General features: G+C 67.9%; 21 protein-coding genes. 13 read left to right on the top strand and 8 right to left on the bottom strand.

The annotated features are described in order from the left end of the window. Positions 1–23 precede the first annotated feature (23 nt). Genes ACWV14_RS16765 through mltG form a run of 4 tightly spaced genes read right to left on the bottom strand, consistent with a single transcriptional unit; the run spans position 24 to position 3,107 of the window. Positions 24–410: a PilZ domain-containing protein gene (locus ACWV14_RS16765; RefSeq protein ID WP_454908298.1), complete on the bottom strand. Its 387-nt coding sequence runs from the start codon at positions 408–410 to the stop codon at positions 24–26. Next, positions 407–1,420, bottom strand: coding sequence for a DNA polymerase III subunit delta' (locus tag ACWV14_RS16760; protein WP_454908299.1), 1,014 nt, complete (start codon positions 1,418–1,420; stop codon positions 407–409). The genes ACWV14_RS16765 and ACWV14_RS16760 overlap by 4 nt, the downstream gene beginning before the upstream one ends. Then, positions 1,417–2,088: a dTMP kinase gene (gene tmk, locus ACWV14_RS16755; RefSeq protein ID WP_454908300.1), complete on the bottom strand. Its 672-nt coding sequence runs from the start codon at positions 2,086–2,088 to the stop codon at positions 1,417–1,419. Before tmk ends, ACWV14_RS16760 begins: the two co-directional genes overlap by 4 nt. Then, entirely contained in the window at positions 2,085–3,107 is a 1,023-nt protein-coding gene (gene mltG, locus ACWV14_RS16750) for an endolytic transglycosylase MltG (RefSeq protein WP_454908301.1), read from the bottom strand. Before mltG ends, tmk begins: the two co-directional genes overlap by 4 nt. Positions 3,108–3,220: 113 nt before the next feature. Between mltG and ygfZ the strand changes: the two genes are divergently transcribed. Continuing rightward, entirely contained in the window at positions 3,221–4,156 is a 936-nt protein-coding gene (ygfZ, locus tag ACWV14_RS16745; protein WP_454908302.1) for a CAF17-like 4Fe-4S cluster assembly/insertion protein YgfZ, read from the top strand. Between the two features lie 142 nt (positions 4,157–4,298). Beyond that, a complete protein-coding gene (locus ACWV14_RS16740; RefSeq protein ID WP_454908303.1) occupies positions 4,299–5,192 on the top strand; it encodes a hypothetical protein in 894 nt (297 codons plus the stop codon). A gap of 19 nt (positions 5,193–5,211) precedes the next feature. Here ACWV14_RS16740 and ACWV14_RS16735 read toward each other — a convergent pair whose 3' ends face one another. Next, a complete protein-coding gene (locus ACWV14_RS16735) occupies positions 5,212–6,087 on the bottom strand; it encodes a YbgC/FadM family acyl-CoA thioesterase (protein ID WP_454908304.1) in 876 nt (291 codons plus the stop codon). Next, complete coding sequence (locus ACWV14_RS16730; RefSeq protein WP_454908305.1) at positions 6,084–7,055, bottom strand: alpha/beta hydrolase; 972 nt, start codon at positions 7,053–7,055, stop codon at positions 6,084–6,086. Before ACWV14_RS16730 ends, ACWV14_RS16735 begins: the two co-directional genes overlap by 4 nt. Positions 7,056–7,189: 134 nt before the next feature. On the opposite strand from ACWV14_RS16730, the gene ACWV14_RS16725 reads away from it, so the two are divergent. From ACWV14_RS16725 to ACWV14_RS16680, 10 genes are all read left to right on the top strand, one after another. Continuing rightward, positions 7,190–8,326 carry an iron-containing alcohol dehydrogenase gene (locus tag ACWV14_RS16725; RefSeq protein ID WP_454908306.1) on the top strand — a complete coding sequence of 379 codons (1,137 nt, stop codon included), beginning with the start codon at positions 7,190–7,192 and terminating at the stop codon, positions 8,324–8,326. 140 nt (positions 8,327–8,466) lie between these two features. After that, the gene (locus ACWV14_RS16720) at positions 8,467–10,809 is read left to right on the top strand and encodes a type VI secretion system Vgr family protein (protein WP_454908307.1); all 2,343 of its coding nucleotides are present in this window, start codon (positions 8,467–8,469) and stop codon (positions 10,807–10,809) included. A gap of 12 nt (positions 10,810–10,821) precedes the next feature. Next, entirely contained in the window at positions 10,822–11,256 is a 435-nt protein-coding gene (locus ACWV14_RS16715; RefSeq protein ID WP_454908308.1) for a hypothetical protein, read from the top strand. A gap of 7 nt (positions 11,257–11,263) precedes the next feature. Further along, on the top strand, positions 11,264–13,909 hold the full coding sequence (locus ACWV14_RS16710; RefSeq protein ID WP_454908309.1) for a DUF2169 family type VI secretion system accessory protein: 2,646 nt from the start codon (positions 11,264–11,266) through the stop codon (positions 13,907–13,909). Continuing rightward, on the top strand, positions 13,906–15,018 hold the full coding sequence (locus ACWV14_RS16705; RefSeq protein WP_454908310.1) for a pentapeptide repeat-containing protein: 1,113 nt from the start codon (positions 13,906–13,908) through the stop codon (positions 15,016–15,018). The genes ACWV14_RS16710 and ACWV14_RS16705 overlap by 4 nt, the downstream gene beginning before the upstream one ends. After that, positions 15,015–15,749, top strand: coding sequence for a DUF3540 domain-containing protein (locus ACWV14_RS16700; protein WP_454908311.1), 735 nt, complete (start codon positions 15,015–15,017; stop codon positions 15,747–15,749). Before ACWV14_RS16705 ends, ACWV14_RS16700 begins: the two co-directional genes overlap by 4 nt. Positions 15,750–15,767: 18 nt before the next feature. Then, positions 15,768–16,154 (top strand): DUF4150 domain-containing protein, encoded by a 387-nt coding sequence (locus ACWV14_RS16695; protein ID WP_422086680.1) that lies wholly within the window; start codon positions 15,768–15,770, stop codon positions 16,152–16,154. Positions 16,155–16,309: 155 nt separating this feature from the next. Beyond that, positions 16,310–17,590: an HlyD family secretion protein gene (locus ACWV14_RS16690; RefSeq protein ID WP_454908312.1), complete on the top strand. Its 1,281-nt coding sequence runs from the start codon at positions 16,310–16,312 to the stop codon at positions 17,588–17,590. A gap of 38 nt (positions 17,591–17,628) precedes the next feature. Next, complete coding sequence (locus tag ACWV14_RS16685; protein WP_454908313.1) at positions 17,629–18,933, top strand: hypothetical protein; 1,305 nt, start codon at positions 17,629–17,631, stop codon at positions 18,931–18,933. Beyond that, a complete protein-coding gene (locus ACWV14_RS16680; RefSeq protein ID WP_454908314.1) occupies positions 18,921–22,376 on the top strand; it encodes an efflux transporter outer membrane subunit in 3,456 nt (1,151 codons plus the stop codon). Before ACWV14_RS16685 ends, ACWV14_RS16680 begins: the two co-directional genes overlap by 13 nt. Positions 22,377–22,379: 3 nt before the next feature. Here the strand turns inward: ACWV14_RS16680 and ACWV14_RS16675 are convergent, their stop codons facing one another. After that, positions 22,380–22,688, bottom strand: a complete 309-nt coding sequence (locus ACWV14_RS16675) for a YciI family protein (protein WP_454908315.1) — start codon at positions 22,686–22,688, stop codon at positions 22,380–22,382. 53 nt (positions 22,689–22,741) lie between these two features. Between ACWV14_RS16675 and ACWV14_RS16670 the strand changes: the two genes are divergently transcribed. Then, a complete protein-coding gene (locus ACWV14_RS16670; protein ID WP_454914110.1) occupies positions 22,742–23,236 on the top strand; it encodes a GNAT family N-acetyltransferase in 495 nt (164 codons plus the stop codon). Here the strand turns inward: ACWV14_RS16670 and ACWV14_RS16665 are convergent. Continuing rightward, entirely contained in the window at positions 23,205–24,191 is a 987-nt protein-coding gene (locus ACWV14_RS16665) for a Bug family tripartite tricarboxylate transporter substrate binding protein (protein WP_454908317.1), read from the bottom strand. The genes ACWV14_RS16670 and ACWV14_RS16665 overlap by 32 nt on opposite strands. Between the last annotated feature and the right edge of the window lie 46 nt (positions 24,192–24,237).

Raw genomic sequence — 24,237 nt, 5'->3', positions numbered from 1 at the left:
GCGTCACGAGGACGGCGGGAAACTCAAATGGTCTGTGTCGGGCGATCGGAGGCCATGGAGCCGCCCAGCGCCGCTTCGATGCGCGCCTTGAGCTGGCGCGACTTCTCGTCGGAAGGAAAACGGATGCCTACGCCCGGCGCCCGGTTGCCGGCTGCGCGCGGCGGCGTGATCCAGGCCACCTTGCCAGCCACGGGGTAGCGCTGCGGGTCTTCGGGCAGCGTCAGCAGCACATAGACATCGTCGCCCAGCCGGTACTCGCGCGAGGTCGGGATGAAGATGCCGCCCTCCGCGAACAGCGGTATGTAGGCCGCATACAGCGCACCTTTCTCCTTGATGGCGAGCTGGATGACGCTCGGCCGGGCGGGTATAGGGGCTGCTGCGGGCGCAGCGGAGGCGACGGGTTGGTTCATGTTCGACGAGCGGCAGAGTTTAGGGTCGTTCGCGCTTCGCTCACAAGCGCTTCGAGCATGAGGCCCGCGTTGAACGGATGTTCCGCGGTCCTTGCGGCACTGGCCAGGGACTTCGACCAGCGCGCCAGCGCCAGCCGCGAAGGCGCCGCCGGCAGGTCGGCCGCGTCGAAAAACCGGGGTTCGGCACCGTTGCCGACCGCCATCAGGTCGTGGCAGAGCTTCTGCAGCGCGCCCACCGCCTGGGCCGGCGCGTGGTCGGCCAGCGCGCCCACGTCGCCGCGCGTCATGGCCTTGGGCAGCAGCGACCAGGCCTTGGGCGACTGGCCGGAGCGGGCGAGCCTCAAGGCATCGCTGGGCCGGCCGCCGGCCGCGCGCAGCAGTGCCGCGGCATCGGCGGCGGGCACGCCCTGCGCCGCCAGCCACGCTTCGGCCTCGGCGGTTTCGGGCCACGGCAGCGTGAAACCCAGGCAGCGGCTGCGGATGGTCGGCAGCAGCTGCCACGCAGCCTCGCTGGCAAGCACGAAGCGCACGTCGCCCACGGGCTCCTCGAGCGTCTTCAGCAGCGCATTGGCGGTGATGGTGTTCATGCGCTCGGCCGGATACACCAGCACCACCTTGCCGCGCCCGCGCGCGCTGGTGCGCTGGGCAAAGCCGACCGCGTCGCGCATTGCCTCGACGCGGATCTCGCGGCTTGCCTTGCGCTTCTTGTCGTCGATGTCGGCCTGGGCTTTTTCGTCGAGCGGCCAGCCGAGTTCCTGCATCGCGACCTCGGGCATCAGCACGCACAGGTCGGCATGGGTACGCACCTCGATGGCATGGCAGCTCGGGCAGTGACCGCAGGCGGTGCCTTCGTCCGTCGGCTGCTCGCACAGCCATGCGGAAGCCAGCGCCAAGGCCAGTTCGTACTGGCCGATGCCGGACGGGCCCTGAAGCAGCCAGGCGTGGCCGCGCTGACGCAGCAATTCGGCCAGCGGACGGCGCAGCCAGGGAGACAGTGCCTGCGTGCTCATCGTGCAGTTCCACCCAGCGGCAGCAGCACGCCGCGCGCCAGCAGCGCGGTTTCGATCTGCTGCCAGACCTGGTCGCGCGCCTGGCTGGCGTCGATGCGCAAGAAGCGCTTGGCATCGGCGGCGGCACGGTCCTCGTAGCCCTGCGCCACACGGCGGAAGAATTCGACCGGCTGGGCTTCGAACTTGTCCGGCACGCGCGCGCCGGCCAGCCGCTGCGCGGCGATCTCGGGAGCCAGGTCGAACCACAGCGTGACGTGCGGCTGCAGCAGCGCGGACGCGGGCAGCGCCGCCCTGCCCGCCTGCACCCATTGCTCGAGCGTCGACAGCACGGCCGCATCGAAGCCGCGGCCTGCCCCCTGGTAGGCGAAGGTGGCGTCGGTGAAGCGATCGCACAGCACCACGTCGCCGCGCGCCAGCGCCGGCTCGATGACCTGAGCGACATGGTCGCGGCGCGCCGCGAACACCAGCAGCGACTCGGTCAGCGGGTCCATCGGCTGTTCCAGGATCAGCCCGCGCAGCGTTTCGGCCAGCGGCGTGCCACCGGGCTCGCGCGTGCGCACCACCACGCGGCCCTGGGCCTTGAACAGCGCCTCCAGCGCGTCAAGGTGGCTCGACTTGCCCGCGCCGTCGATGCCTTCCAACGTCAGAAACAGACCTTGGTCGCTCATTGGGTTCCCTTGGGTTTGGCGTCGCCGCCGCCGCGCTGGTAGCGATTGACCGCGCGGTTGTGGTCGTCGAGCGAGCTGCTGAACTGGCTGGTGCCGTCGCCGCGCGAGACGAAATACAGCGATTTGCTTTGCGCCGGCTGTACGGCAGCCAGCAGCGCTGCCTTGCCGGGCATGGAGATCGGCGTGGGCGGCAGGCCGCCGCGGGTGTAGGTGTTCCAGGGCGTGTCGGTCTGCAGGTCTTTCTTGCGCAGATTGCCGTCGAAGGCGGTGCCCATGCCGTAGATGACGGTCGGATCGGTCTGCAGCGGCATGCCGATGCGCAGGCGGTTGGTGAAGACCGCCGCGATCTCGGCGCGATCGTTGGCCTTGCCTGTCTCCTTTTCGACAATGCTGGCCAGAATCAGTGCCTCGTCAGCCGACTTGAGCGGCAGGTCGGAGGCGCGGGCGGCCCAGGCGGCTTCCAGCTTCTTGTCCATGGCCCGCATCGCCCGCTGCAGCAGGGCGATGTCCGTCGAGCCCTTCGAGTAGGTGTAGGTGTCCGGGAAAAAGCGCCCCTCGGGGTGCAGGCCGGGCTTGCCCAGCTTGGCCATGAGCGCCTCGTCGGTCAGGCCGACGCTCTCGGGCTTCAGTTGGTCGGCCTTGGCCAGCGCGGCACGCACCTGGCGAATGTTCCAGCCCTCGACCAGCACCAGGCTGCGCGTGGCTTCCTCGCCGCGCACCAGGATGTTGAGCAGCAGCTTGGGCGTGACGCCGCGCTCCAGCTCGTAGCTGCCGGCGCGCATCTGGCGGTCTTGTCCCGACACGCGGAACCAGAGGTAGAGCAGTTGCGGCTGCACGTCGACGCCGGTGTCGGCCACCGCCTGCGCGATACCGCGCGGCGTGGTGCCGGGCTCGACCGACAGGTCGACACTGGGCGCAGGCAGCTTGAGCGGCTGGTGCACCCACCAGAGACCGGCACCGCCGAGCGCGAGCACGGCCAGGGCGGCGAGCAGGAAGAGCGTGAGGAAAAAGCTGCGCACGGATCCGATATGGGGGAAGACGAAAGAAGGAAGAAAAAGAGGTGGCCCCGCGAGCCGCAGGGAGGGAACCCCTGCCGCTCCGAAGGAACAGGCCCGGCCATGATAATTCAGCGATGACCACTGTCGTTCTCAATGGCGTGACCGCCCTCTCCCCCGCCGGCCACCTCGGCGTGATCCGCGCCGAGGGCCCCGACGCCGCCAGCTTCCTGCACGGCCAGCTGACACAGGACTTCTCGCTGCTCGGCGCCGCCGACGCCCGGCTGGCTGCCCTGTGCACGGCCAAGGGCCGTGTGATCGCGAGTTTCATCGGCATCAAGCCGCAACCGGAGCTGATTCTTCTGGTTTGCAGCCGCGACATCCTCGCCGCGACCCTCAAGCGCCTGTCGATGTTCGTGCTGCGCGCCAAGGTCAAGCTGACCGACGCGACCGACCAGTTCGCGCTCTACGGCCTGGCCGGCACCGCGCTGGCGGACAACGGCCTCGACGCCTCGCTGCCCCCCGGCAAGCGCATTGGTGCGGGCGACGATGTGAGCGTGGTTTCGCTCTACCCGGCCGATGGCGTGCCGCGCGCGCTATGGATCGCCCCGGCCGGCCATCCTGCCCCCGTGGGCCCGGCGCTCGACGACAGCCTGTGGCAGTGGAGCGAGGTGCGCAGCGGCATCGTGACCCTGACCACCCCGGTCATCGATGCCTTCGTGCCGCAGATGATCAATTACGAGTCGGTCGGCGGCGTCAACTTCAAGAAGGGCTGCTACCCCGGCCAGGAAGTGGTGGCGCGCAGCCAGTTCCGCGGCACGCTGAAGCGGCGCGCCTACCTCGTGCAGGCCGATGCGCCAGTGAGCGTCGGCCAGGAAGTGTTCGCGGCCAACGACGCCGAGCAGCCCGTGGGCACCGTGGCACAGGCCGCGCCCGCGCCGGACGGCGGCTGGGCGGCGCTGGTGTCGATGCAGATCGCCGCGCTGGAAGCAGGCGGCCTGCGTGCCGGCGCGGCCGACGGGCCCGCGCTCACGGTCGAGCCGCTGCCCTACCCGCTGCTCGAAGACATCTGATTTTTCGGACCCCCAACGCCCCGCGAACGGGCGTTTGGCGCTGTCGAACAGGCAGCGCCATTTTTTTGTGCGTCGTCTAACCCCGTTGCCGAAGCTGCGCCGTAGAAGCCTGCACAGATCAACTCCCGGCAAGGAAGACACCATGCAGCGCAGACTTTTCTCCACCGCCCTGGCCCTGAGTGCCATGGCTTCTTTCGCGAGCGGCGCACAGAGCCAGGAGCGGCCCTACATTCCGATTCCGCCCAGCCTCGTCGGCTCGCTGATGCAGGTCGGCGTGGTCGACCGCAGCACCGGCGCCGAGCTGACGGTCTACCGCTACCGCGGCGAGTACTGGGTAGCCGGCCGCCCCGGCGCGCGCTACGCCATCCGGGTGCGCAATGCGATGGGAGAACGCATCATGGCCGTGATGTCGGTGGACGGCGTCAACGTCGTTACCGGCGAAACCGCGAGCGTGGGGCAGAACGGCTATGTCTTCGGCCCGCGCGAGCGCAGCGACATCGCAGGCTGGCGCAAGAGCGACTCGCAGATCGCGGCGTTCCAGTTCGCCTCGGCCGGCAACTCCTACGCCAGCCGCACCGGTCGCCCCGACGACGTGGGCGTGATCGGCGTCGCCCTGTTCCGCGAGCGCATGCCGGAACCGCCGCCGCCGCCCGTCATGCCTTCCCCGCGCCGCGACGAATACGGGGAGCGCGAGCGCCGCAGCGATTCTTCCTTGGCAAAGGCCGCCCCGGCCCCGAGCGCGGACGCTCCGGCATCAGCCGAAGCCCCGGCCGGCAGCATGGCCCGCCAGACGGCGCCGAGCCCGAGCCTGGGCACCGCCCACGGCCGTCGCGAGACTTCATACGTCGGCAAGACGACCTTCGAGCGCGCGCAGTCGTCGCCCGACGAGGTGATCCGCATCCGCTACGACAGCCGTGAAAACCTCGTGGCCGCAGGCGTGATACCGCAGCCGCGGCAGTGGCCCCGTCCGGCCGGGCCGTCGGCATTCCCAGGCTCCGACAACGGCTACGTGCCCGACCCGCCGCCCCGCTACTGAAAGCAAGGCCGCGCGCCGCTCAGCGCAGCGCGCGGCGCATCTCGATGTGCGGAATGCCGGCTTCCTCGAAACCGTCGCCGTGCGACACATAGCCGAGCCGCGCATAGAAGCGCTCGGCGCTGCGCTGCGCGTTCAGCGCCACCATGCGGTCGCCGCGCGCCCTGGCCGCTTCCTCGAGCATCTGCATCACGGCCGCGCCGTGTCCGCCGCTGCGCAGGTTGCGGTGAACCGCCATGCGCCCGATGTGCGAGACACCGTCCTCCGCGTGCAGCAGCCGGCCCGTGGCGATGACCTGGCCCAGCCGGTTGCGCGCCACCGCGTGAAGCACGGTCGCGTCGTGTTCGTCCCACTCCAGCGATTCGGGAATGTTCTGCTCCTCCACGAACACCGCGCGCCGTAGGGCGCCTGCCGATTCACCCAGCGTGGCCCAGTCGCCCGTTTCAACGGTGCGCATCGACTCGCCTGCTTCGTAGCCGGTCAGCAGGCTGCGCAGCTTTTCGGGAACCGGCTTGGAGGTTTGCGTGGCCGGGTCCGCGAACACATAGACCAGCTCGCAGCCGACCAGGAACTGGTCCTGCCGGAACAGCCCGCCCTCGAACACCATCGACGAATTTCCGATACGTGCGCAGCGCATGCCCACGTCGAGCATGTCGTCCATGCGCGCCGAGCCGCGAAAGTCGATCGTCGCCTTGCGCACGTAGAGGTCGCCGGCCAGCGAGTGCATGGACTCTTCATACGGCAGCGCCAGCGCGCGCCAGTAGTCGGAGATGGCCGTGTCGAAGTACATCAGGTAGTGCGCGTTGAACACGATCTTCTGCATGTCGACCTCGGCCCAGCGCACGCGCAGGCGGTGGAAGAAACGGAAATTCTCGCGTCGTGTGGCTGTCTCGCTCATGGTTGCAGTGCTTCCTTGATGGCACGGGCCGCGTCGTCCTGCGCCTTCAGCGCCTCCGGGATCGCCCGGCCCATCTTGATGAATTCGTGGATCACGCCCCGGTAGATTTCCAGGTCGACCGGCACGCCCGCGGCACGCAGCTTGTCGGCATAGGCGATGCCTTCGTCGACCACAGCGTCGCATTCGGCGAGCCCGATCCATGCGGGCGCCACGCCGTCGACGTCGTCGGCCAGCAGCGGCGCAAAGCGCCAGTCGTCGCGGTCGGCCGGCGTGCGGACGTACTGCGCGAAGAAGAAGTCGATCATCGCCTTCGTGAGCAGCGGGCCGTGCTCGTGGCGCTTGTGCGAGGCCGTGTCTTGATGGGCCGTGGTGCCGGGGTAGATCAGCAGCTGCAGCGCCAGCGGCAGGCCCGCGTCGCGCGCCATGATGGCGCACACCGCGGCCAGCGTGCCGCCCGCGCTGTCGCCTGCCACGGCCATGCGCGACGGGTCGAGGCCCAGGCTCGCGCCCTGCGTGGCAATGAACTGGAAGGCGTCCCAGGCATCGTTCGACGCGGTCGGGAACTTGTGCGCCGGTGCGAGCCGGTAGTCGACCGACACCACCGCGCAGCCGCTCTTCAGGCTCAGCACGCGGCACAGCGTGTCGTGCGTGCGGATGTTGCCGACGGTGAAGCCGCCGCCATGAAAGTACACCAGCACCGGTATCACCTCGGCCGACGGCGCATACAGCCGCGCGGCAATGGCATGGCCGTCGCGCGCCGCGATGCTGAAGTCTTCGATGCGCGCGAGTTCGGGCTTGGGCACTTCGAGCACGCCCGCGCCTTTTTCGTAGGAGGCCTTGGCCTCATCGGGCGTGAGCTGGTCTAGCGTGGGGTGGCCGGCGCGCGCCATGCGCTCGACTACGCTGGCCATCTTGGCGGTGAGCGGGTGTTGCTGTTGCGCCTGTGTCGTCGGGGGATTCGTCGTCATGTCTGTAGGAAAGCGGCCGTTGCGTGCGGTGTGCCGTGCGCGACAGCGGCAAGGGTTTCTTGCGTGGGCAAGACAGGCCCCTGTTGGTAGATTTGCACAGTCTGCAATCGTACCGCCCTGCGCATCACCACCCCATGGCACTCATCCAATACCTCACCCAGATCCAGTTCGAATTCGGCGCGATCAAGCTGCTGTCCAGCGAATGCGCGCGCATCGGCATCAACCGCCCGCTGATCGTGACCGACGCCGGCGTGCGCGCCGCGGGCGTGCTGCAGAAGGCGCTTGACGCCATCTCGGATCTGGAAGTGTCGGTGTTCGACCAGACGCCTTCCAATCCGACCGAGGCCGCCGTGCGCGCCGCCGTCGAGCTGTACCGCAGCGGCCGCTGCGACGGGCTGATCGCAGTGGGCGGCGGCTCGGCCATCGACTGCGCCAAGGGTGTGGCCATAGCAGCCACGCACGAAGGCCCGCTCAAGACCTACGCGACCATCGAGGGCGGCTCGCCCCGCATCACCGAGCGCGTGGTGCCGCTCATTGCCGTGCCCACCACCAGCGGCACGGGCAGCGAGGTGGCGCGCGGCGCCATCGTCATCGTCGAAGACCACCGCAAGCTGGGCTTCCACAGCTGGTTCCTGATGCCCAAGGCCGCCATCTGCGACCCCGAACTCACGCTCGGCCTGCCGCCCAAGCTCACCGCCGCCACCGGCATGGACGCCATCGCGCATTGCATGGAGACCTTCATGTCGTCCGCCTTCAACCCGCCGGCCGACGGCATCGGCCTCGACGGGCTCGAGCGCGCCTGGGGCCACATCGAACGCGCGACCAAGGACGGCAGCGACCGCGAGGCACGGCTGAACCTCATGAGCGCGTCGATGCAAGGCGCAATGGCTTTCCAGAAGGGGCTGGGCTGCGTGCATTCGCTGAGCCACAGCCTGGGCGGCGTCGACCCGCGCCTGCATCACGGCACGCTCAACGCCCTCTTCCTGCCGGCGGTGATCCACTTCAACGCGGGTGCCGATTCGGTGCGCAAGGAGCAGCGCCTGCAGCGCATGGCGCAGGCCATGCACCTCGACTCGGCCGGCGACCTTGGCGATGCCATCCGCGACATGAACGCGCGCCTGGGCCTGCCCAAGGGCCTCGCCGAAGTGGGCGTGACGCCCGCCATGTTCGAGAAGATCATCGACGGCGCCATGGCCGACCACTGCCACAAGACCAACCCGCGCCTGGCCACGCGCGACGACTACAAGGCGATGCTGGAAGCCTCGATGTAAGAGCTTTTTCTACTCCTGTTTCAGAGGGAAACAGGTCGGCATCGGCGGCTTGTGCGTCATGCATGTGACATGAGGAATTTCTAGACTGGTTCACAAAGGGTTTGCATTTGTGCAAGCCTGCAGAGTCAGGGAAGTTCCGAATGCCGCGTACCGTCCAAGTCCACACCGTCCTCGGCGCCGAGCAACTCAAGTTCCGCGCAATGCGCGGGCAGGAGGGCCTCTCGCAACTCTTCGAGTTCGAGGTGGACATGGTCGGCACCAGCTTCAACATCGAGCTCAAGCAGCTGCTGGGCACCTCGCTCACGCTGGAGCTGGCCGACGATGGCGGCCCACGCTTTCTCAACGGCACCGTGGTGCGCTTCGAACTGGTCGGCCGCGCCAACGAAACCGGCCGCCACTACGTCTACCGTGCACTGGTGCAGCCCTGGCTCTGGTATCTCACGCGCACCACCGACAGCCGGATCTTCCAGAACAAGAGCGTGCCCGAGGTGCTCGACGAGGTGCTGGGCAAGTACGGCTTCGAGTTCGAGAAGCGCCTCACGGCCAGCTACCGCCCTTGGGAAAACTGCGTGCAGTACCAGGAGAGCGACTTCGCCTTCGTGAGCCGGCTCATGGAGCACGAAGGCATTGCCTACCACTTCGAGCACGGCAACGGCAGCCACCTGCTGGTGCTGTGCGACGACACCGGCGGCTACGCGCCCCTGCCCGGCCACGCCACCATTCCATACCGCCCGCGCGACCGAGTGCTCAATGCGATGGAGCCCTGCATCGACCAGTGGCGCGTGTCCGAGCAGATCACCTCGGGCCGCGTGATGCTCGACGACTTCGACTTCAGGAAGTCGCGCGCCTCGCTGCAAAGCGTGCAGCAAGACCCGAAGGGCCACGACCACTCGACCTACGAAGTCTATGAATGGCTCGGCGGCTACAGCGAGCACCAGCAGGGCGACGCCTACGCCAAGATCCGCCTGCAGGAGTTGCAGTGCGCGCACGAGCTGGCCATGGGCCACACCAACGTCGTGGGCATGGCGCCGGGCTACCTGTTCCAGATGACGCACTGCCCGCGCGAGGCCGACAACCGCGAGTACCTCGTCACCGAGACCCGCTACGACCTGCAGGAGCCCGAGTACTCCAGCGGCGGCAGCAGCGAATCGGTCTGCGAGTTCGACTTCACCGTGCTGCCTTCGAGCGTGGCCTACCGACCCGCGCGCAAGACGCCGCGACCGCGCACCAACGGCCCGCAAACCGCCACCGTGGTCGGCCCCGAAGAAATCTGGACCGACCGCTTCGGCCGCGTGAAGCTGCAGTTCCGCTGGGACCGCTACGGCCAGTCCGACGAGAACAGCTCCTGCTGGGTGCGCGTATCGAGCAACTGGGCCGGCGCCAACTTCGGCACCATGCACATGCCGCGCGTGGGCCAGGAAGTGATCGTCGATTTCATCGGCGGCGAACCCGACCGCCCCATCATCACCGGCCGCGTCTACAACAGCGACCAGATGCCGCCCTGGGAACTGCCCGCCAACGCCACGGCCAGCGGCATCCTCACGCGCTCCAGCAGCGGCGGCGCGGCCAACCAGGCCAACATGCTGCGCTTCGAGGACCGCACGGGCGCCGAGCAGATCTGGCTGCATGCCGAGCGCAACCTCGACGTGGAGGTGGAGGCCGACGAGACCCACACCACCGACGGCACCCGCACCACGCTCATCAAGGGCCACGAGTCGGCCACCTACCAGGACGGCGAAACGCGCGACATCACCGCCGGCGCCAGGGAAACCATCACCGGCGGCGACACCCGCAGCGTGACCGGCGGCTTCACCGAAACCGTGACCGGCGGCGTGAACCAGACCATCTCGGGCGGCAAGACGCGCATGCTCAGCGGCGGTCTGAACGACACCATCACCGGTGGTGTCGAGCTGGCCATCACCGGGGGCTTCCAAGGCACCATCGACGGCAAGGAAATCCGTTTCGTCAGCGACGGCCGCAACGACACCATCAACACGTCGAACGACGTGCTGGTCAACGGCCCCTCGACCACCACGGTCACGGGCCCCACGGTACACACCTCGCCGGATGTGACCTTCAACACGACCAACCACATCCACAACACGACGCAGCACGTCATCAACACCACGGTCTACAACACCACTTCCGTCAACTACAACAACCAGAGCTCGGTCTACATCAACAACACCACCAACTACACCAACAACTACGCCAAGAGCAGCGACTGGAAGTGGTTCCGCCTGGGCGGCATCGGCCTGAACATGGACGTGTCAGGCATTTCGCTGGGCGTGCTGGCAGTGCGTTCGGCGGCCATCGGCGTGCAGGCGCAGGCCATCGGCGTGAAGCTGGAGGCCGTCGGCGCGGAGTGGAAGAACAAGGCCATGTCGCTGGGGGACGCCGGTGCGCTCATCCAGCTCGTGGGCACGGAGATCACGACGGGCGGCCTGCGCGCCGGCATCCAGGCGCTCAAGGTCCTGCTCTGAGGCGTGGAAAGCGTGCTCGAGATCATTCTGTGGGGGGTGTTCGGTATCGTCAGCCTGGGCGTGATCGCGCTCGCCGGAATCGTGCTCGCGGTGTCGCTGATGAGCCATCGCGCCTATGCCGAGGAAGGCCGGCTGTGGCAGCAGCTGCAGGCCGACGGGCGCCCGTTGCAGGGCGTCGCGGTTTCCGTGCTGCGCTCGCCCAGCGGCTATTCCCGGCGCGGTCCCGTCGGACAGCGGATGATGGCCGTGCAGTTGGGCGTCGCCTACACCGATGCCGCCGGCATCGAGCAGCAGACCACCTTGCGCACGCTCATCGACGAGGACCTGCTGGCCCATTTCTCCGCGGGCCGGCCCGACGTTCATCTGCTGCAGGACCCGCGGGACCCTTCACGGCTGGCCATCGACCGCACGCGCACCCCGCTGGTGATCCGCGGCGCAAGGCGCTGATCCAGCCGTGAAGACCATCAAACCCCTGCGCCTGAGCGTCCTGACGCGGCCCTTCCTGCGCGCGCAAAGCCAGCGCCTCGCGATCACCGTGATCGGCATGCACACCCTCGGCGAAGGGGGCGTGCTGCTGCCGGAGACGGAGCTCTGGAAGACCGTCTCCGCCGAAGTGGGAAACCAGTCGGCGATCGATCTCGGCATTCCCAAGCTGCGCCCCGAGTTCCTGGTGAGCGGCCAGGCCTACACGTGCCACCAGCAGGACAAGACACGCTGCGCGGTCGACCTGCGTGTCGGCGCCCTGCGGCGCCAGTTCCTCGTTTCGGGCGACCGCTACTGGCTGGATGGTCGCGCCACCGAACCGCAAGCTTTCGACACCATGCGCCTGGACTGGCAGCACGCCTTCGGCGGCCCCGGCTTTGCCTCCAACCCCGTGGGCATCGGGTACGCACCCGAGATGGTCAACGGCCTGCTGGTGCAGCGGCTTCCCAACGTCGAACGCCCGGGCCATGGCATGGACCGCCCCGACCGGCGTCCGGCCCCCGCCTGCCCGGGTGCGATGGACGTCGATCTGCCCGAGCGCATGAAGCTGCTGGGAACGGACTACGGAGACCAATGGCGCGAGACGCTCTATCCCGGCTTCGCGCGCGACATGGACTGGCAGTTCTTCAACGCCGCTGCTGCGGAACAACGCTGGCCCGACGAACTGTCCATTCCCGCGGCCGCGCCCTACGAGATCTGGAACATGCACCCGGAGCATGCGGTGCTGCGCGGACGGCTTCCGGACCTGCGCGCACGCGGCTTCGTGGCGAGAAAGTCTGCTCAGCCCCTTGCGCTGGAAGAGGTATCGCTGCGGCTGACTACCGCCTGGTTCTTCCCGCATGTGGCGCAGGTCATGCTGATCCATCACGGCGAGACGCTCATTAGCGAAGACGATGCCGCGGACATCACGCACGTCATGCCGGCGATGGAGTTGGCAGACAGCCCGCCGCGCCCCCTCTCCCACTACGGGAAGGTCTTCGAGAACCGCTGCAACCTCGAGAAAGGCGCGATCCATGCGCTCCTCGATGAGGAACTGCTGCCGGCCTCGGCCATCGGCCCCTGGCTGGACCAGATCGACGCGCGCGAATCGATCCTGGCAAGGAACATCAAGGACAAGGGCGAGCGCCTGCGCGCCGAACTGACGGCGCGCGGCCTGGAGGCAGGCCACAAGCCACGCCATTTCCGCGAACGGCCGCTGCCGAAACCTTTCGACAAGATGCCCACGCTGGCCGAACTGCCCGAGTTCATCGAGAACACGCGCGCCTACCAGCGCGAGCAGGAACGCAAGCTGGAGGAAGCCAGGCAGGAAGTCGCGAAGGCGGCCCGCGACAACGCGTCCGAGTCGCGCAAGGCGGGCTTCGACAGCAGCCGGATCATCGAAGAAAGCCAGAACGCGCAGCTCAAGGGCCCGCCGAAATTCGAGGCCGAAACCATCGTCAAGGGGCTGGGCGGCATCGCCGCGGCCACGGGCACCCCTGCCATGAGCGCCGCCGAGCACTCCGAGCTGCAGGCCCTAGGACAGCGGGGCCAGAAGGACATGCTGGCGCTGTACCGCATGGGGGCCCACCACCAGGCCGCTGCCGAACCGATGGTCGCCGAACAGAATGCGCAGGCGCGCGAACGCGTTCTCGCCGCCATGGCCTCGGACCGCGATCTGTCCGCCATGGACCTGACGGGCTGCGACCTGTCGGGCCTCGATCTGCGAGGCGCCCGCATGCATCAGACGTTGCTCGAAGGCGCCCGCCTCCAAGGCGCCCGCCTGGATGGCGCCGACTTGAGCCAATCGGTGCTGGTGCGCGCCGACCTGCGCCAGGCGTCGTTGACGGGCTGCAACCTGGAGCGTGCCAACCTCAGCCTCGCCCGCTGCGAAAACACCAACTTCGCGCAGGCCCGCTTCGAGCGCACGCAGATGGAAAAGCTGCGCCTCGAAGGCTGCTGTCTCGACGAAGCGACGTGGAGCCATCTGCTGCTGCAGGGGATCGAGCTGGCCGATTGCAGCCTGCGGCGCGCCGACCTGAGCTACGTGAGCATGGCCGAACGCTGCCGGCTGACGCGCTGCGACTTCGGTGAGGCGCGATTGGAAAAGGTGCTTTTCGTGCAGGCCGAATTCGAGTCGGTGGATTTTTCCGGCGCCACCGTCGAAGCCTGCAGCTGGGCCCACACGCCGCTGCACAAGGGCATCCGGTTCAGGCATGCCCTGCTCAAGACCACCAGCTTCGTCGGCACCACCGATCTTCGCGAGGCCGACTTCGAGGACGCCACGCTGGTGCATTGCACCTTGCGCGAGTTGCCGCTCGATGGCGCGAGCTTCAGACGGGCCACGCTTGATACCTGCGACTTCTCCTGCGCGTCGCTCAAGGGCGCGGACCTGCGCGCGGCGGCGGCGCCCGACAGCCTCTTCATCCGCGCCGATTTCACGCGCGCCTCCCTGCGGCTCGCCAATCTCATGAATGCCAATCTCCAGAAGGCCTGCCTGGTCGATGCCGACCTGGGCGAGGCCAACCTGTTCCGTGCCGATGTCGCCCAGGTCCTCATCAGCCCCGGCACGCTCACCCTGGGCGCACATATCGACCAGATGAAGACACTGCCCCGGCGCCCCGAGGCGGGCAAGGCGTGAACGCCGAGACGCTGGCAGCCCAGGTCCGCAACGGTGAGCCGATCCGCGAGAAGGACTTCAGCGACATGGACATGAGGGGCATCGACCTGCGCGGCGGCGTGTTCAGCGAATGCAGCTTCCGGGGCGTTCAGGCCGATGCCGCGCAGCTGGGCGAATCCATCTTCGAGAAATGCCGCTTCGACCAGTCGCGGCTGCCGGCGGCAGAGCTGACGCGCACTGCATTCCACGAGTGCAGCCTGCAGGACGCGGTGCTGGATTCGGCCTCCATGCCGCATTCGGTGTTCAGCGGCTGCACGCTTTCGGGCGTTCGGCTGGAAGAGGCCTTCATGGACCAGGCGAACTTCCACCAGAGCAAGCTGCACAACGCCTGCCTGGACCACGCCAGCCTTGAAAAGGCCGTGTTCTCCGAGTGCGACCTGACGGGTACGTCCTTCAACGGGGTGGCTTTCTCGTCGACCATCTTCTTTCGCGCGACGCTGAAGGACACGTGCTACGCCGGAGCCAGCTTCACGAACGCGATCTTCAGCGAGGCGGATCTTGCGGGACAGGACTTCTCCGGCCAGCAGTTCCATCTCTGCCAGTTCATCGATGCTGTGCTGACGGCGTGCCGGTTCCGCGATGCACGCCTCACGCAGTGCAACTTCAAGGGCGCCGACCTGCGCAACGCGGTGCTGGCAGGGGCGCAGGCCATGCAGTGCCTGTTTCCCGAGGCCGACCTGCGCGGCGCCGATGCGCGGCGCGGCCACTTCCAGAACAGCATCTGGGTCGACGCGCATCTCGACGGCGCGGACTTCTCGCAGGCGCAGCTCGAGCAAGGCGTCTTCCATCGCGCGCACTGTGGGCAGGCCTCGTTCGCCGGCAGCCGCCTGGACTACGCCGATTTTTCCCGCGCTTCGCTGGTGCAGGCCGACTTCCGCGACGCCGCCTTCCTGCGCACCGTGTTCCATCGCGCCGATCTGGACGGCGCCAGGTTCAGCACCCGCCTGGGTACGCTGGACCGCGACCCTGCGCTGCACGAAGCCGAGAAGGTGACGTTGGAGCAGCCCGAGCGCGCATCCCGCCTGGACCGCGACATCCATGGCCGCCGACCCAAGAAAGACAACCCATGACCGCCACCCGGACCATCGCCGGCGACACGATCGCAACCGCACACTATGAAACGCAAGGCGTGCTGGATCCGCTGATGCAGCGCCCTTCGCATGCAGCCCGCACGGACTCCGGCATGCGGACCGCCACGGTCATTGCCAGCGATGGCGACCTCTGGTTCGAGGTCGGCCTCGACGACGGGCAGGGATCGCTGCGCTGCCGCCGCGTTGCCAGCTGCCTGCTGCTGCCTGCGCCGGGCGATACGGTGCTGATCACCTCGACCCGCCAGGGCGAGAGCTTCGTCATCGCGGTGGTCGCCCAGGCCGACCCGCGGCAGGCGACGCTGGCCGTGGACGGCGACCTGACGCTGGTGTCGCGCTCGGGCGGTATCCGCGCACATAGCGCCGGCCCCATGGCGCTGGAGTCGGACACCTCGATCGCCATGCAGTCGCCCGAGTGGCGCGCCCAGGCCCGGCAGGCCCATTGCGAGATCGGCGAGATGGACTACCAGGGCGCCAGCATCCGCTTCAGCGTGTTGGTGTCGCGCTTCGTCGGGCGCGCCTGCGAGGTGGTGCTGGATCGTCTCAACCTGCTCACCCGCTCGAGCTTTCGCCTGACCGAGGAAGTGGAACAGGTGCGTGCCGGCCAGCTCGACATCCAGGCCGAACAGACCCTGCGCCTGCATTCGAAGAACACGCTGCTGACCAGCAAGGGGCTGGTCAAGGTCGATGCCGAGCAGATTCACATGGGTTGACCCCAAGGAGCCGTTGCCATGTTTGCCAATGCACAGATGATGGGCGTCGACCTCGCCTTTCCCGACGTCTGCAAGACGCCGCCGGCGCTGCCGATTCCCTATCCCAACTTCGCGCTGGGGCCGACCGCCATCCCCAACGCCTGGAACATCCTGTACGGCGGCACGCCCGCGCACAATCTGGCGACCGTCACGCCCATCACCAACGGCGACAACGCCGGGGTGCTGATGGGCGTGGTCTCACAGACGGTGATGGGACCTTCGCGCCACATTACCGGCGCCTTCACCGTGCTGCTGAAAGGCACGCCGTGCACGCGCATGACCAGCCTGTCGGTGCAGAACCGCTGCAACATCATCGGCATGCGGATCGTGCCGAGCCAGTTCAAGGTGCTGGTGCTCGCGGCCTGAATGCACATTCGGTTGCCTTTGTAAGCAGAAATAATTCACTTTTGGCATGTGTATTGCTGCATTGCAGCAAAGCAGATGGCGCGCCCCAATGATGTGCCACGACAGCGGAGACGCCGGTCCTGAAAAGTCACCACGTCATCGATTGCGAGGCGCCAATGAACGCAAGCACTGTCCAGGAATCGCAGCACGTTGCGATAGCGGAAGACTCCGCACTGCATGAACGCTTGCGGCGATGGCGAGGCGGTACGGCGGAGTCGCTGGTGCCGCGCATCGCGGGGTACGCGCTGCTGGCCTTCGTGCTGTGGCTCGTCGTCACCACGCTGATCCAGCCGCTGGTGTCCAGGCAGGCCACGCGCTCCGTGCTGCAGGCACCGGTGACGCTGGTCACTTCGCCCATCAGCGGGGTGGTCACGCACATGACGGTGCGCGCGCTTGACAAGGTGGAGGCCGGCGCGGTGGTGGCCACTGTGCAGAACCCGACCATCAACAGAGACATCCTCACCACGCTCAGCACGCAGCGTCTCGCGTTGCAGAGCCAGGTGGCGCAGTTGACGAACCAGGTCAATGCATCGGGCGAAGAGCTTCAGTTCGTGGAGCAGCAGGTCAAGCTGTACCGCACCGCATCGATGGCGCAGACGCGCGATGCGTGGCAGATAGCGCAACGCCAGCGCGAAGTGGCGCAATCCAGCGTGGCCGAGCAGGAACAGAAAGTGCGCCGCACGTCCGCCATGCTCGACGAAGGCGCCGTGAGCCCGCAAGCCATGGACGCCGCGCAGGCGCAACTGAGCATCTCGCGCGCCAACGCGGCCGTGGCCGAGCAGGCTTATTCAGGCCTCGGCCAGAGCATGGCGAGCGCGAGCCGCGGGGTGTTCGTGGGTGGCGGCGGTGCCACTGTCTACCAGACGCTCGCCAGCCGGCGCGAAACACTGAGCGGCGCCATCGAGCGCGCCCAGCACGACAGCGAAGCCTTGCGTCAGCAGCTGCGCGAGGTGACCGCGCTGGAAGCCGAGGAGCGCAGCCGCATCGACCGCATGGCCGCCTTCGAGGTGCGTGCGATGCAGCCGGGCCAGGTGAATTCGGTGCTGATGCCGCAGGGCAGTTTTGTGCCGCAGGGTGCCACATTGGTGCGCATGACCGACTGCAGCCGCATCGAAGTGGTCGCGGTCTTTCCCCCGCGGGTGGCCAGGAAGCTCAACATGGGCTCGACCATCGCCGTGAAAACCGATGACGGCGGCGCGGAAGTGTCAGCACGCGTTACCCAGTTGTTGCCGGTTGCTCCAGAAGATTTCCAGAGCCGCTATGCCGTGCCCTTCCCGTTCGCCGAGCAGGGCTCGGTGTATGCGGTGGCGCGTGTCGAATCCGACAACCCGGGGTGGATAGCACAGCGCGGCCTGTGCGCGCCCGGCAAGGTGGTATCGGCGAGGCTGGCCTCTTAGCGCAAAGCCTGAATCCACGACGCCGATGAAGGCAGGCGATGGATCACGCAAACCTTGTTCAACGATGCGCGCTGGCGATTGCGGCGATGCTGTGCCTTCATGCACCGCAAGCACCGGCAGCCGACAGCCCCGCGCAACAGATGCTCGCGCGGCAAAGCTGCGATGGCCTGCGCCGCGCCGTAGCGTTCAGCAGCCGGGGGGATTCGTCGACGCCGCTTTTGCTGCCGAGCTACCGCACCGAGGCACAGATCGACGGTGTGCCTGAACTCGCGCCAAGCCTTGCGAACGTGGCCTTCGTGTACGACAACGCGCTGGCCGGCATCGCACTGCTCGCATGCGGCGACACCGCGTCGGCAAAACGCATCGCCGATGCGATGGTGCTGGCCGTGGAGCATGACCCGCACTACCCGGACGGCCGCATCCGCAACGCCTACCGCGCCGGCCTGCTGGCCGACGCCAAGCCCGTGCTGTCCGGCTATTGGGACGCGGACAAGAACCAGTGGATCGCCGACGCCTACCAGGTCAGCACCGCGACCGGCAACGTGGCGTGGGCCGCGCTGCTGCTGTTGAACGTGGAACAGTCGGCGCCCTCCCCGCGCTATGCCGATGCCACCGCCAGGCTGCTGGCCTGGATCGAGCAACGCACGCGTTCGAGCGTCGCGCCTGATGGCTACAGCGGCGGCTGGTATGGCTGGGACGACAGGCAGGCCGTGCAGGCCTGGAAGTCGACCGAGCACAACATCGACATCGCCATGGCCGCCGCATGGGCCGCCCGCTCCGGCGAACGCCCCGGGCAGAAGCGACAGGCCGCCACCGCGCTGGCCTTCGTCGAGCGCATGTGGAACAAGGGCGAGCAGCGTTTCTACATCGGCACGCAGCCCGACGGCGCCACCGTCTCCAACACGGCCTCGGGCCTCGATGCGCAGCTGTGGCCCGTGCTCGCCGCGCCGCCGGGCCATTGCGCATGGCAGGCCGGGCTTGCGTGGGTCGATGCCAATCATCGCTTCGGCGCCGGCTACGGCTTCTCGCGCCAGCCCGACGGCATCTGGACCGAGGGCAGCGCGCAGGCCGCCGCCACGCTGGTGGCCGTCAAGGGCGCGGCGCCCGAGGCGCTGTGGCAACTGCTGGCCTCGCAGCGCGCGCCCAACGGCCTGTACTACGCCACACCCAGCCCGCGCATATCGACCGGGCTGGCCATCGGGCCGGATTCCAAGGGGCCCGATTTCTTCTACTACCGCTGGCCCCACCTGGGCGCCACTGCCTGGATCGCACTGGCCGCCAAGGGCTGGAACCCGTTCACCGGAACAACCACCGTCACAGGAGCAAAGCCATGTTCGAACTGATCGATACACCTGAATTCAGGGTCAATCTGATGGTCGTGGGCCTGGCCCTGATCATGGTCTTCCACGCGCGCGCCGACCGTGCGTCGCATCGCGTGCTGTTCGGCTTTCTCACCGCGCTGGTGCTGGTGCGCTATGTGGCGTGGCGGCTGGCCGAGACGCTGCCGCCGGCGGACCTGGGCTTCGGCACGCTGATGGGCTGGGTGTTCCTGGTTTTCGAGATGGTGTCGATCCTCTACACCCTGCTGTCGATACAGATGCTCTCGCGCCGCCGCGACAACCACGCGCAGGCGGACGCGGGCGAGGCCATGCTGCGCAAGCGTGGCGCGGACGTGCCTGCCGTCGATGTCTTCATCTGCACCTACAACGAAGAGATCGGCGTGCTCGAGAAGACCATCCTCGCCGCGCAGGCCATCGACTATCCGCATGTGAATGTCTGGGTGCTCGACGACACGCGGCGCGACTGGCTGCGCGACTACTGCGCGCGAAAAGGCGTGCACTACGCGCGCCGGCCCGACAACGCGCACGCCAAGGCGGGCAACCTCAACAACGGGCTGCGGCAATCGGCCGGGCAAACCAACGCGCCCTACATCCTGGTGCTCGATGCCGACTTCGCGCCCCATCGCAACATCGTCTACCGCGTGCTCGGCCTGTTCGACGACCCGAAGTCGAAGGTGGGCCTGGTGCAGACGCCGCAGTTCTATTACAACGCCGACCCGATACAGCACAACCTGCGCGCCACCGACAGCTGGGTCGACGAGCAGCGCGTGTTCTTCGACGTGCTGCAGCCCGCCAAGGACGCGGCCGACGTGGCGTTCTGCGTCGGCACGTCGTTCATCGTGCGGCGCGACGCCATCACCTCCGCCGGCGGCTTTCCCACAGGCAGCGTGTGCGAAGACATCTACACCACCTACACGCTGATGCGCTTCGGCTGGGTCACGCGCTGGCTCAACGAGCGGCTGTCGAACGGGCTGTCGGCGGACAGCATCATCGACTACATCAACCAGCGCAGCCGCTGGTGCCTGGGCACGATCCAGGTGGCGCTGCTGCGCGACGGCCCGCTGCGCGGAAAGGGCTACAGCTTCACGGCGCGGCTGCATTACGTGCACGGCCTGCTGCACTGGCTCACCAAGCCCTTCATCCTGCTGATCCTGGCGGCGCCCGCGCTCTACTGGTACACGGGCGTGTCAGCCTTCCATGCCACGCCCCGGGCCTTTGCCATGTACGGCCTGCCGCCGCTCGTCATGTTCTGGGGCTACACCTATTGGATCAGCCAGCGCCGCTGCCTGCCCGTGTTCACCGAGGTGACGCAGATCGTGGCCGCGATGGCGGTCACGCGCACCATCGTCTCGGCGCTGATCCGGCCCTTTGGGCGGCCCTTCAAGGTCACAGCCAAGGGGCAGGACCGCACCAGGACGGTAGTGCACTGGAACCTGGTCGCGGTGTTCGGCGCCTTGATCGCCGCGATGGAGATGGGTGCGCTGGGCGCCATCGGCAGCCCCATGACAACAGGCGACGTGCTCAATGTGGTGTGGACCTTCATCGCCACCGTGTACTGCCTGGCCGCGTTGATCGCCTGCATCGACCGCCCGCGCCCCGAGCATGACGAGCGCTTTCCGTACGACGCCGCGACCACCGTGCGCAGCGCCGCCGGCGTGGGTGCGGCACGCTTCGCCGAGATCGCGGGCGACGGCGCGCGGCTGCTCAACAGCACCGCGCTGGGCCGCATCGGCATCGGGCAACCGCTGGACATCCACGTCGATCATGTCGGCTGGGTTGCGGCCACGGTGACGGGCCGCTCCAGCGCCGGCACCGAACTGGCCTTCGCGCACGACGAAGCGGTGCACGACCGGCTGGTGCGGCATGTCTTCAGCCTGCCGCCCAGCCATGTCGCCACGCAGGTGAAGCCGGGGCGCGCCGTGCTGGCCTTCATGGACAGCGCAGGCTGGCGCTGGCCGCATATGCCGCGCATGCCAGCGGTGCCGCGCATCTTCGCGAGCAGCGCGCCGATGCTGACTGTGCTGTTGGTCGCCGTGCTGGTGCTGTCCGGCTGCAACCTCACGCCGCCGCTGAAGCCGGCCGATGTCGAGGTGCCCGCGCAATGGGCAGAGGGCAAGGGCGGCGCCGACGCCGCGCCCGTGGCATGGCAGGCCTTCGTGCGCGACGACGAGTTGCGCGGCCTGATCGGCACCGCGCTGTCGCAGAACCGCGACCTGCGCGTGTATGCCGCCAAGGCCCGGGAAGCCCGCGCCGTGTACGCGGGCACGCGCTCCAGCCTGTTTCCGGAGATCGGCCTCGTGGGCTCGGCCGGGCGCGGCAACCAGGTCACGTCGCTCAGCTCTAGCGGCGTCGTCACCAACAGCCAGGCGGTCGGCAGCGTGGGCAACACCTATGCCGTGCAGGCCGGCATCATGGCCTATGAACTCGACTTCTTCGGCCGTGTCGATGCGGGCGTGAAGCAGGCGGGCTCGCAGGCCACGGCCAGCGACCGGGACTTTGCCGCGGCGCGCATGAACCTGGTGGGCGAGGTGTCGAACGCCTACCTCACGCTGCGCGCCGACCGTGCGCTGCTGTCGCTGGTCGAGTCGGACCTTGCCACCCAGACCGACAGCACGGGCGTGATGCAGCGTGCCCGCACGGCGGGCGGCACGTCGGACCTCGACCTGCTGCGTTCGCAATCGCTGGTGCAGCGCGCCGCCGTTCAGCGCGAGGAATTCCGCATGCGCGTGGGGCAGGATCTGCAATGGCTCACGGTGCTGGTCGGGCAGCCGGTCCCGGCCACCACCGGCGCACAGCGCCCATGGCCGGAGCGTTCGGTGGCCGACGTGCCCGTGGGCCTGCCCGCGAGCCTGCTGCAGCGACGGCCCGACCTGCTGGCGTCATATGCGCGCGTCGAGGCCGCGAACTCGGGCATCGGCGCGGCCAAGGCGGCGTTCTATCCGAGCTTTTCACTGACCGCCGTGGGCGGCGGCCTGAGCAGCGAGTTCTCGAGCCTGCTGAGCTCGGGCAACCGCAGCTGGGCCACGGTGCTCGGCGTGTCGCTGCCGATCTTCGACTGGGGCCGCCGTTCGGCCAACCTGAGCGCCAACGAAGAGCGACTGGCTGCCGCAATGGCGAGTTATGAATATGCCGTGCAGCAGGCGTTGCGCGAAACCGCCAACGCGCTGATCGCCGACAGCCACCTGCGCCCGCAGCTCGAAGCCCAGCAGGCGCGCGTGCAGTCGCTGCAACGGGTGGCGACGATCTCGCGCACGCGCTTTCGCAACGGGCTCGAAGACTACTTCGCCGGGGCCGATGCGCAGCGCGAGCTGTACATCGAGCAGCGGCAGTGGATCGAGCTGCAGCTCAAGCAGGCTGTGAACACGGTGAGCCTCTACAAGGCGCTGGGCGGTGGCTGGGAAGATGCGCCGGCGCCCGTGGCGGCCGCCGCGAAGGCGCAGCGGTAGTCGTCAGGCCGCCAGGGGCTGAGCGAACCACGCCTCGGCCCAGCCCTGCCGCTTCACCGGGTTGAACTCGCTGAAAGTGAAACTCGCGAGCTTCTGGGTGTGGAACGGGTCTTGCGCGAAGAAGGCCTCGAGCGCGGCGAGCGATTCCGCGCGGGCCAGCATGAACCCGCCGGTCGCCGGTACCTTCGGGCCGGAGCACAGGAGCATGCCGGCGTCGTAGCCCAGTTGCAGATAGGCGCGATGCGGCGGCACGGACTCCTGGATTCTTTCGAGCGGAACGAGATAGTTGATTTCGACGATGAAGTGCTTCATGAAGGGGCGTGTTGGTCTGAATACCACCAGACTTAGCAGCGACCGTGCCTGTTATGTTCGGCGCGAAGGACCTCTCCATGGAATGGCATCAAAAAAGCTTCGACGCGCTGAGCACGCGCGACCTGTACCTGATCCTGTCGGCGCGCAGCGAGGTGTTCGTTGTTGAGCAGCGCTGCATCTACCTCGACCCGGACGGCAAGGACGTGCAGGCCCATCACCTCTACGCGCTCGACGGCGGCCAGGTCGCAGCCTATCTGCGCCTGCTGCCACCGGGCGTGTCGTACGAAGAGGCCTCGATCGGCCGCGTGCTGACAGGCGCAGCGCATCGTGGACAGCGGCTGGGCCAGGAACTGCTGACACGCGGCCTTGCGTGCGCCGGGTCTCTTTGGCCAGGCGCCGCGCTGCGCATCGGCGCACAGCTCTATCTTCGAAAGTTCTATGCGTCGCTCGGCTTCGCCGAGGTCGGCGAGCCCTATGACGAGGACGGCATCCCTCACATCGAGATGCTGCTGCGCCCTACTCCGCCTTCACCCCCGCCGTGCGAATGACCTTGCCCCACTTGATCGTTTCAGAAGCAATGAACGCATCGAATTCCTCCGGCGTGCTGCCCGCCGGAATGGTGCCCATCGCATCCAGCTTGGCGCGCGTGTCGTCGCTCTTGATGATGCGCGCCACTTCGTCCGACATGCGCTTGACGATGTCGCGCGGCGTGGCGGCCGGCGCCAGCATGCCGGCCCAGGTGCTGCCGGTGAAACCCGCAAAGCCCTGCTCGATGAAGGTCGGCACCTCGGGGGCAGCCGCCAGCCGCTTGTCGCCCGCCACGCCGATCAGCCGCACCTTGCCGGCCTTCGCCTGATTGATGAGCCCCGTGGGCGCATCGAAGAAAAGCTGTATCTGCCCGCCCATGAGGTCGGTCAGCGCCGGCATCGCGCCGCGGTACGGGATGTGGATCATGTAAGTCTGCGTGAGCGACTTCCACAGCTCGGTGGTGAGGTGCGCGGCCGAGCCGTTGCCCGACGAGCCGAAGCTCACCTTGCCCGGATTGGCGCGGGCGTAGTCGATGAGTTCGCGCGCCGTCTTGAAAGGCGACTCGATGTTGACCGCCGCCAGCAGCGGCGACACGCCCATCAGCGACACCCCGGCCAGGTCTTTTCGCGGGTCGTAGGGCAGCTTCGGGTACAGCGTGGTGTTCGCGGCATAGGCCGCGATGACGACGCCGAAGGTGCTGCCGTCGGGCGGTGCCTTGGCGATGGCGTCCACACCGATCAGGCTGTTGGCGCCGGGCTTGTTGTCGATCAGTACCGGCTGGCCGAGCCGAGTCTGCAAGCCCACCTGCACGAGCCGCGCCATCTGGTCGGTGAAGCCGCCCGGCGTGTACGGCACGACGATGCGCACCGGCTTGTTGGGCCATGTGCCCTGCTGCTGCGCGAATGCCGGCAGGGCAAGGCCCGCGGCGGCCGTGGCAAAAGTGAAGCGGCGTCGTGACAGCGTGGCATGAGGCATGGTGGCGGGGGCCCTTTCGTCGGTCCGGAATGGATCAGGCCATTCT

The sequence above is a fragment of the Variovorax durovernensis genome (genome assembly GCF_977011995.1).
This window is presented reverse-complemented; position numbering and strand designations above follow the sequence as displayed.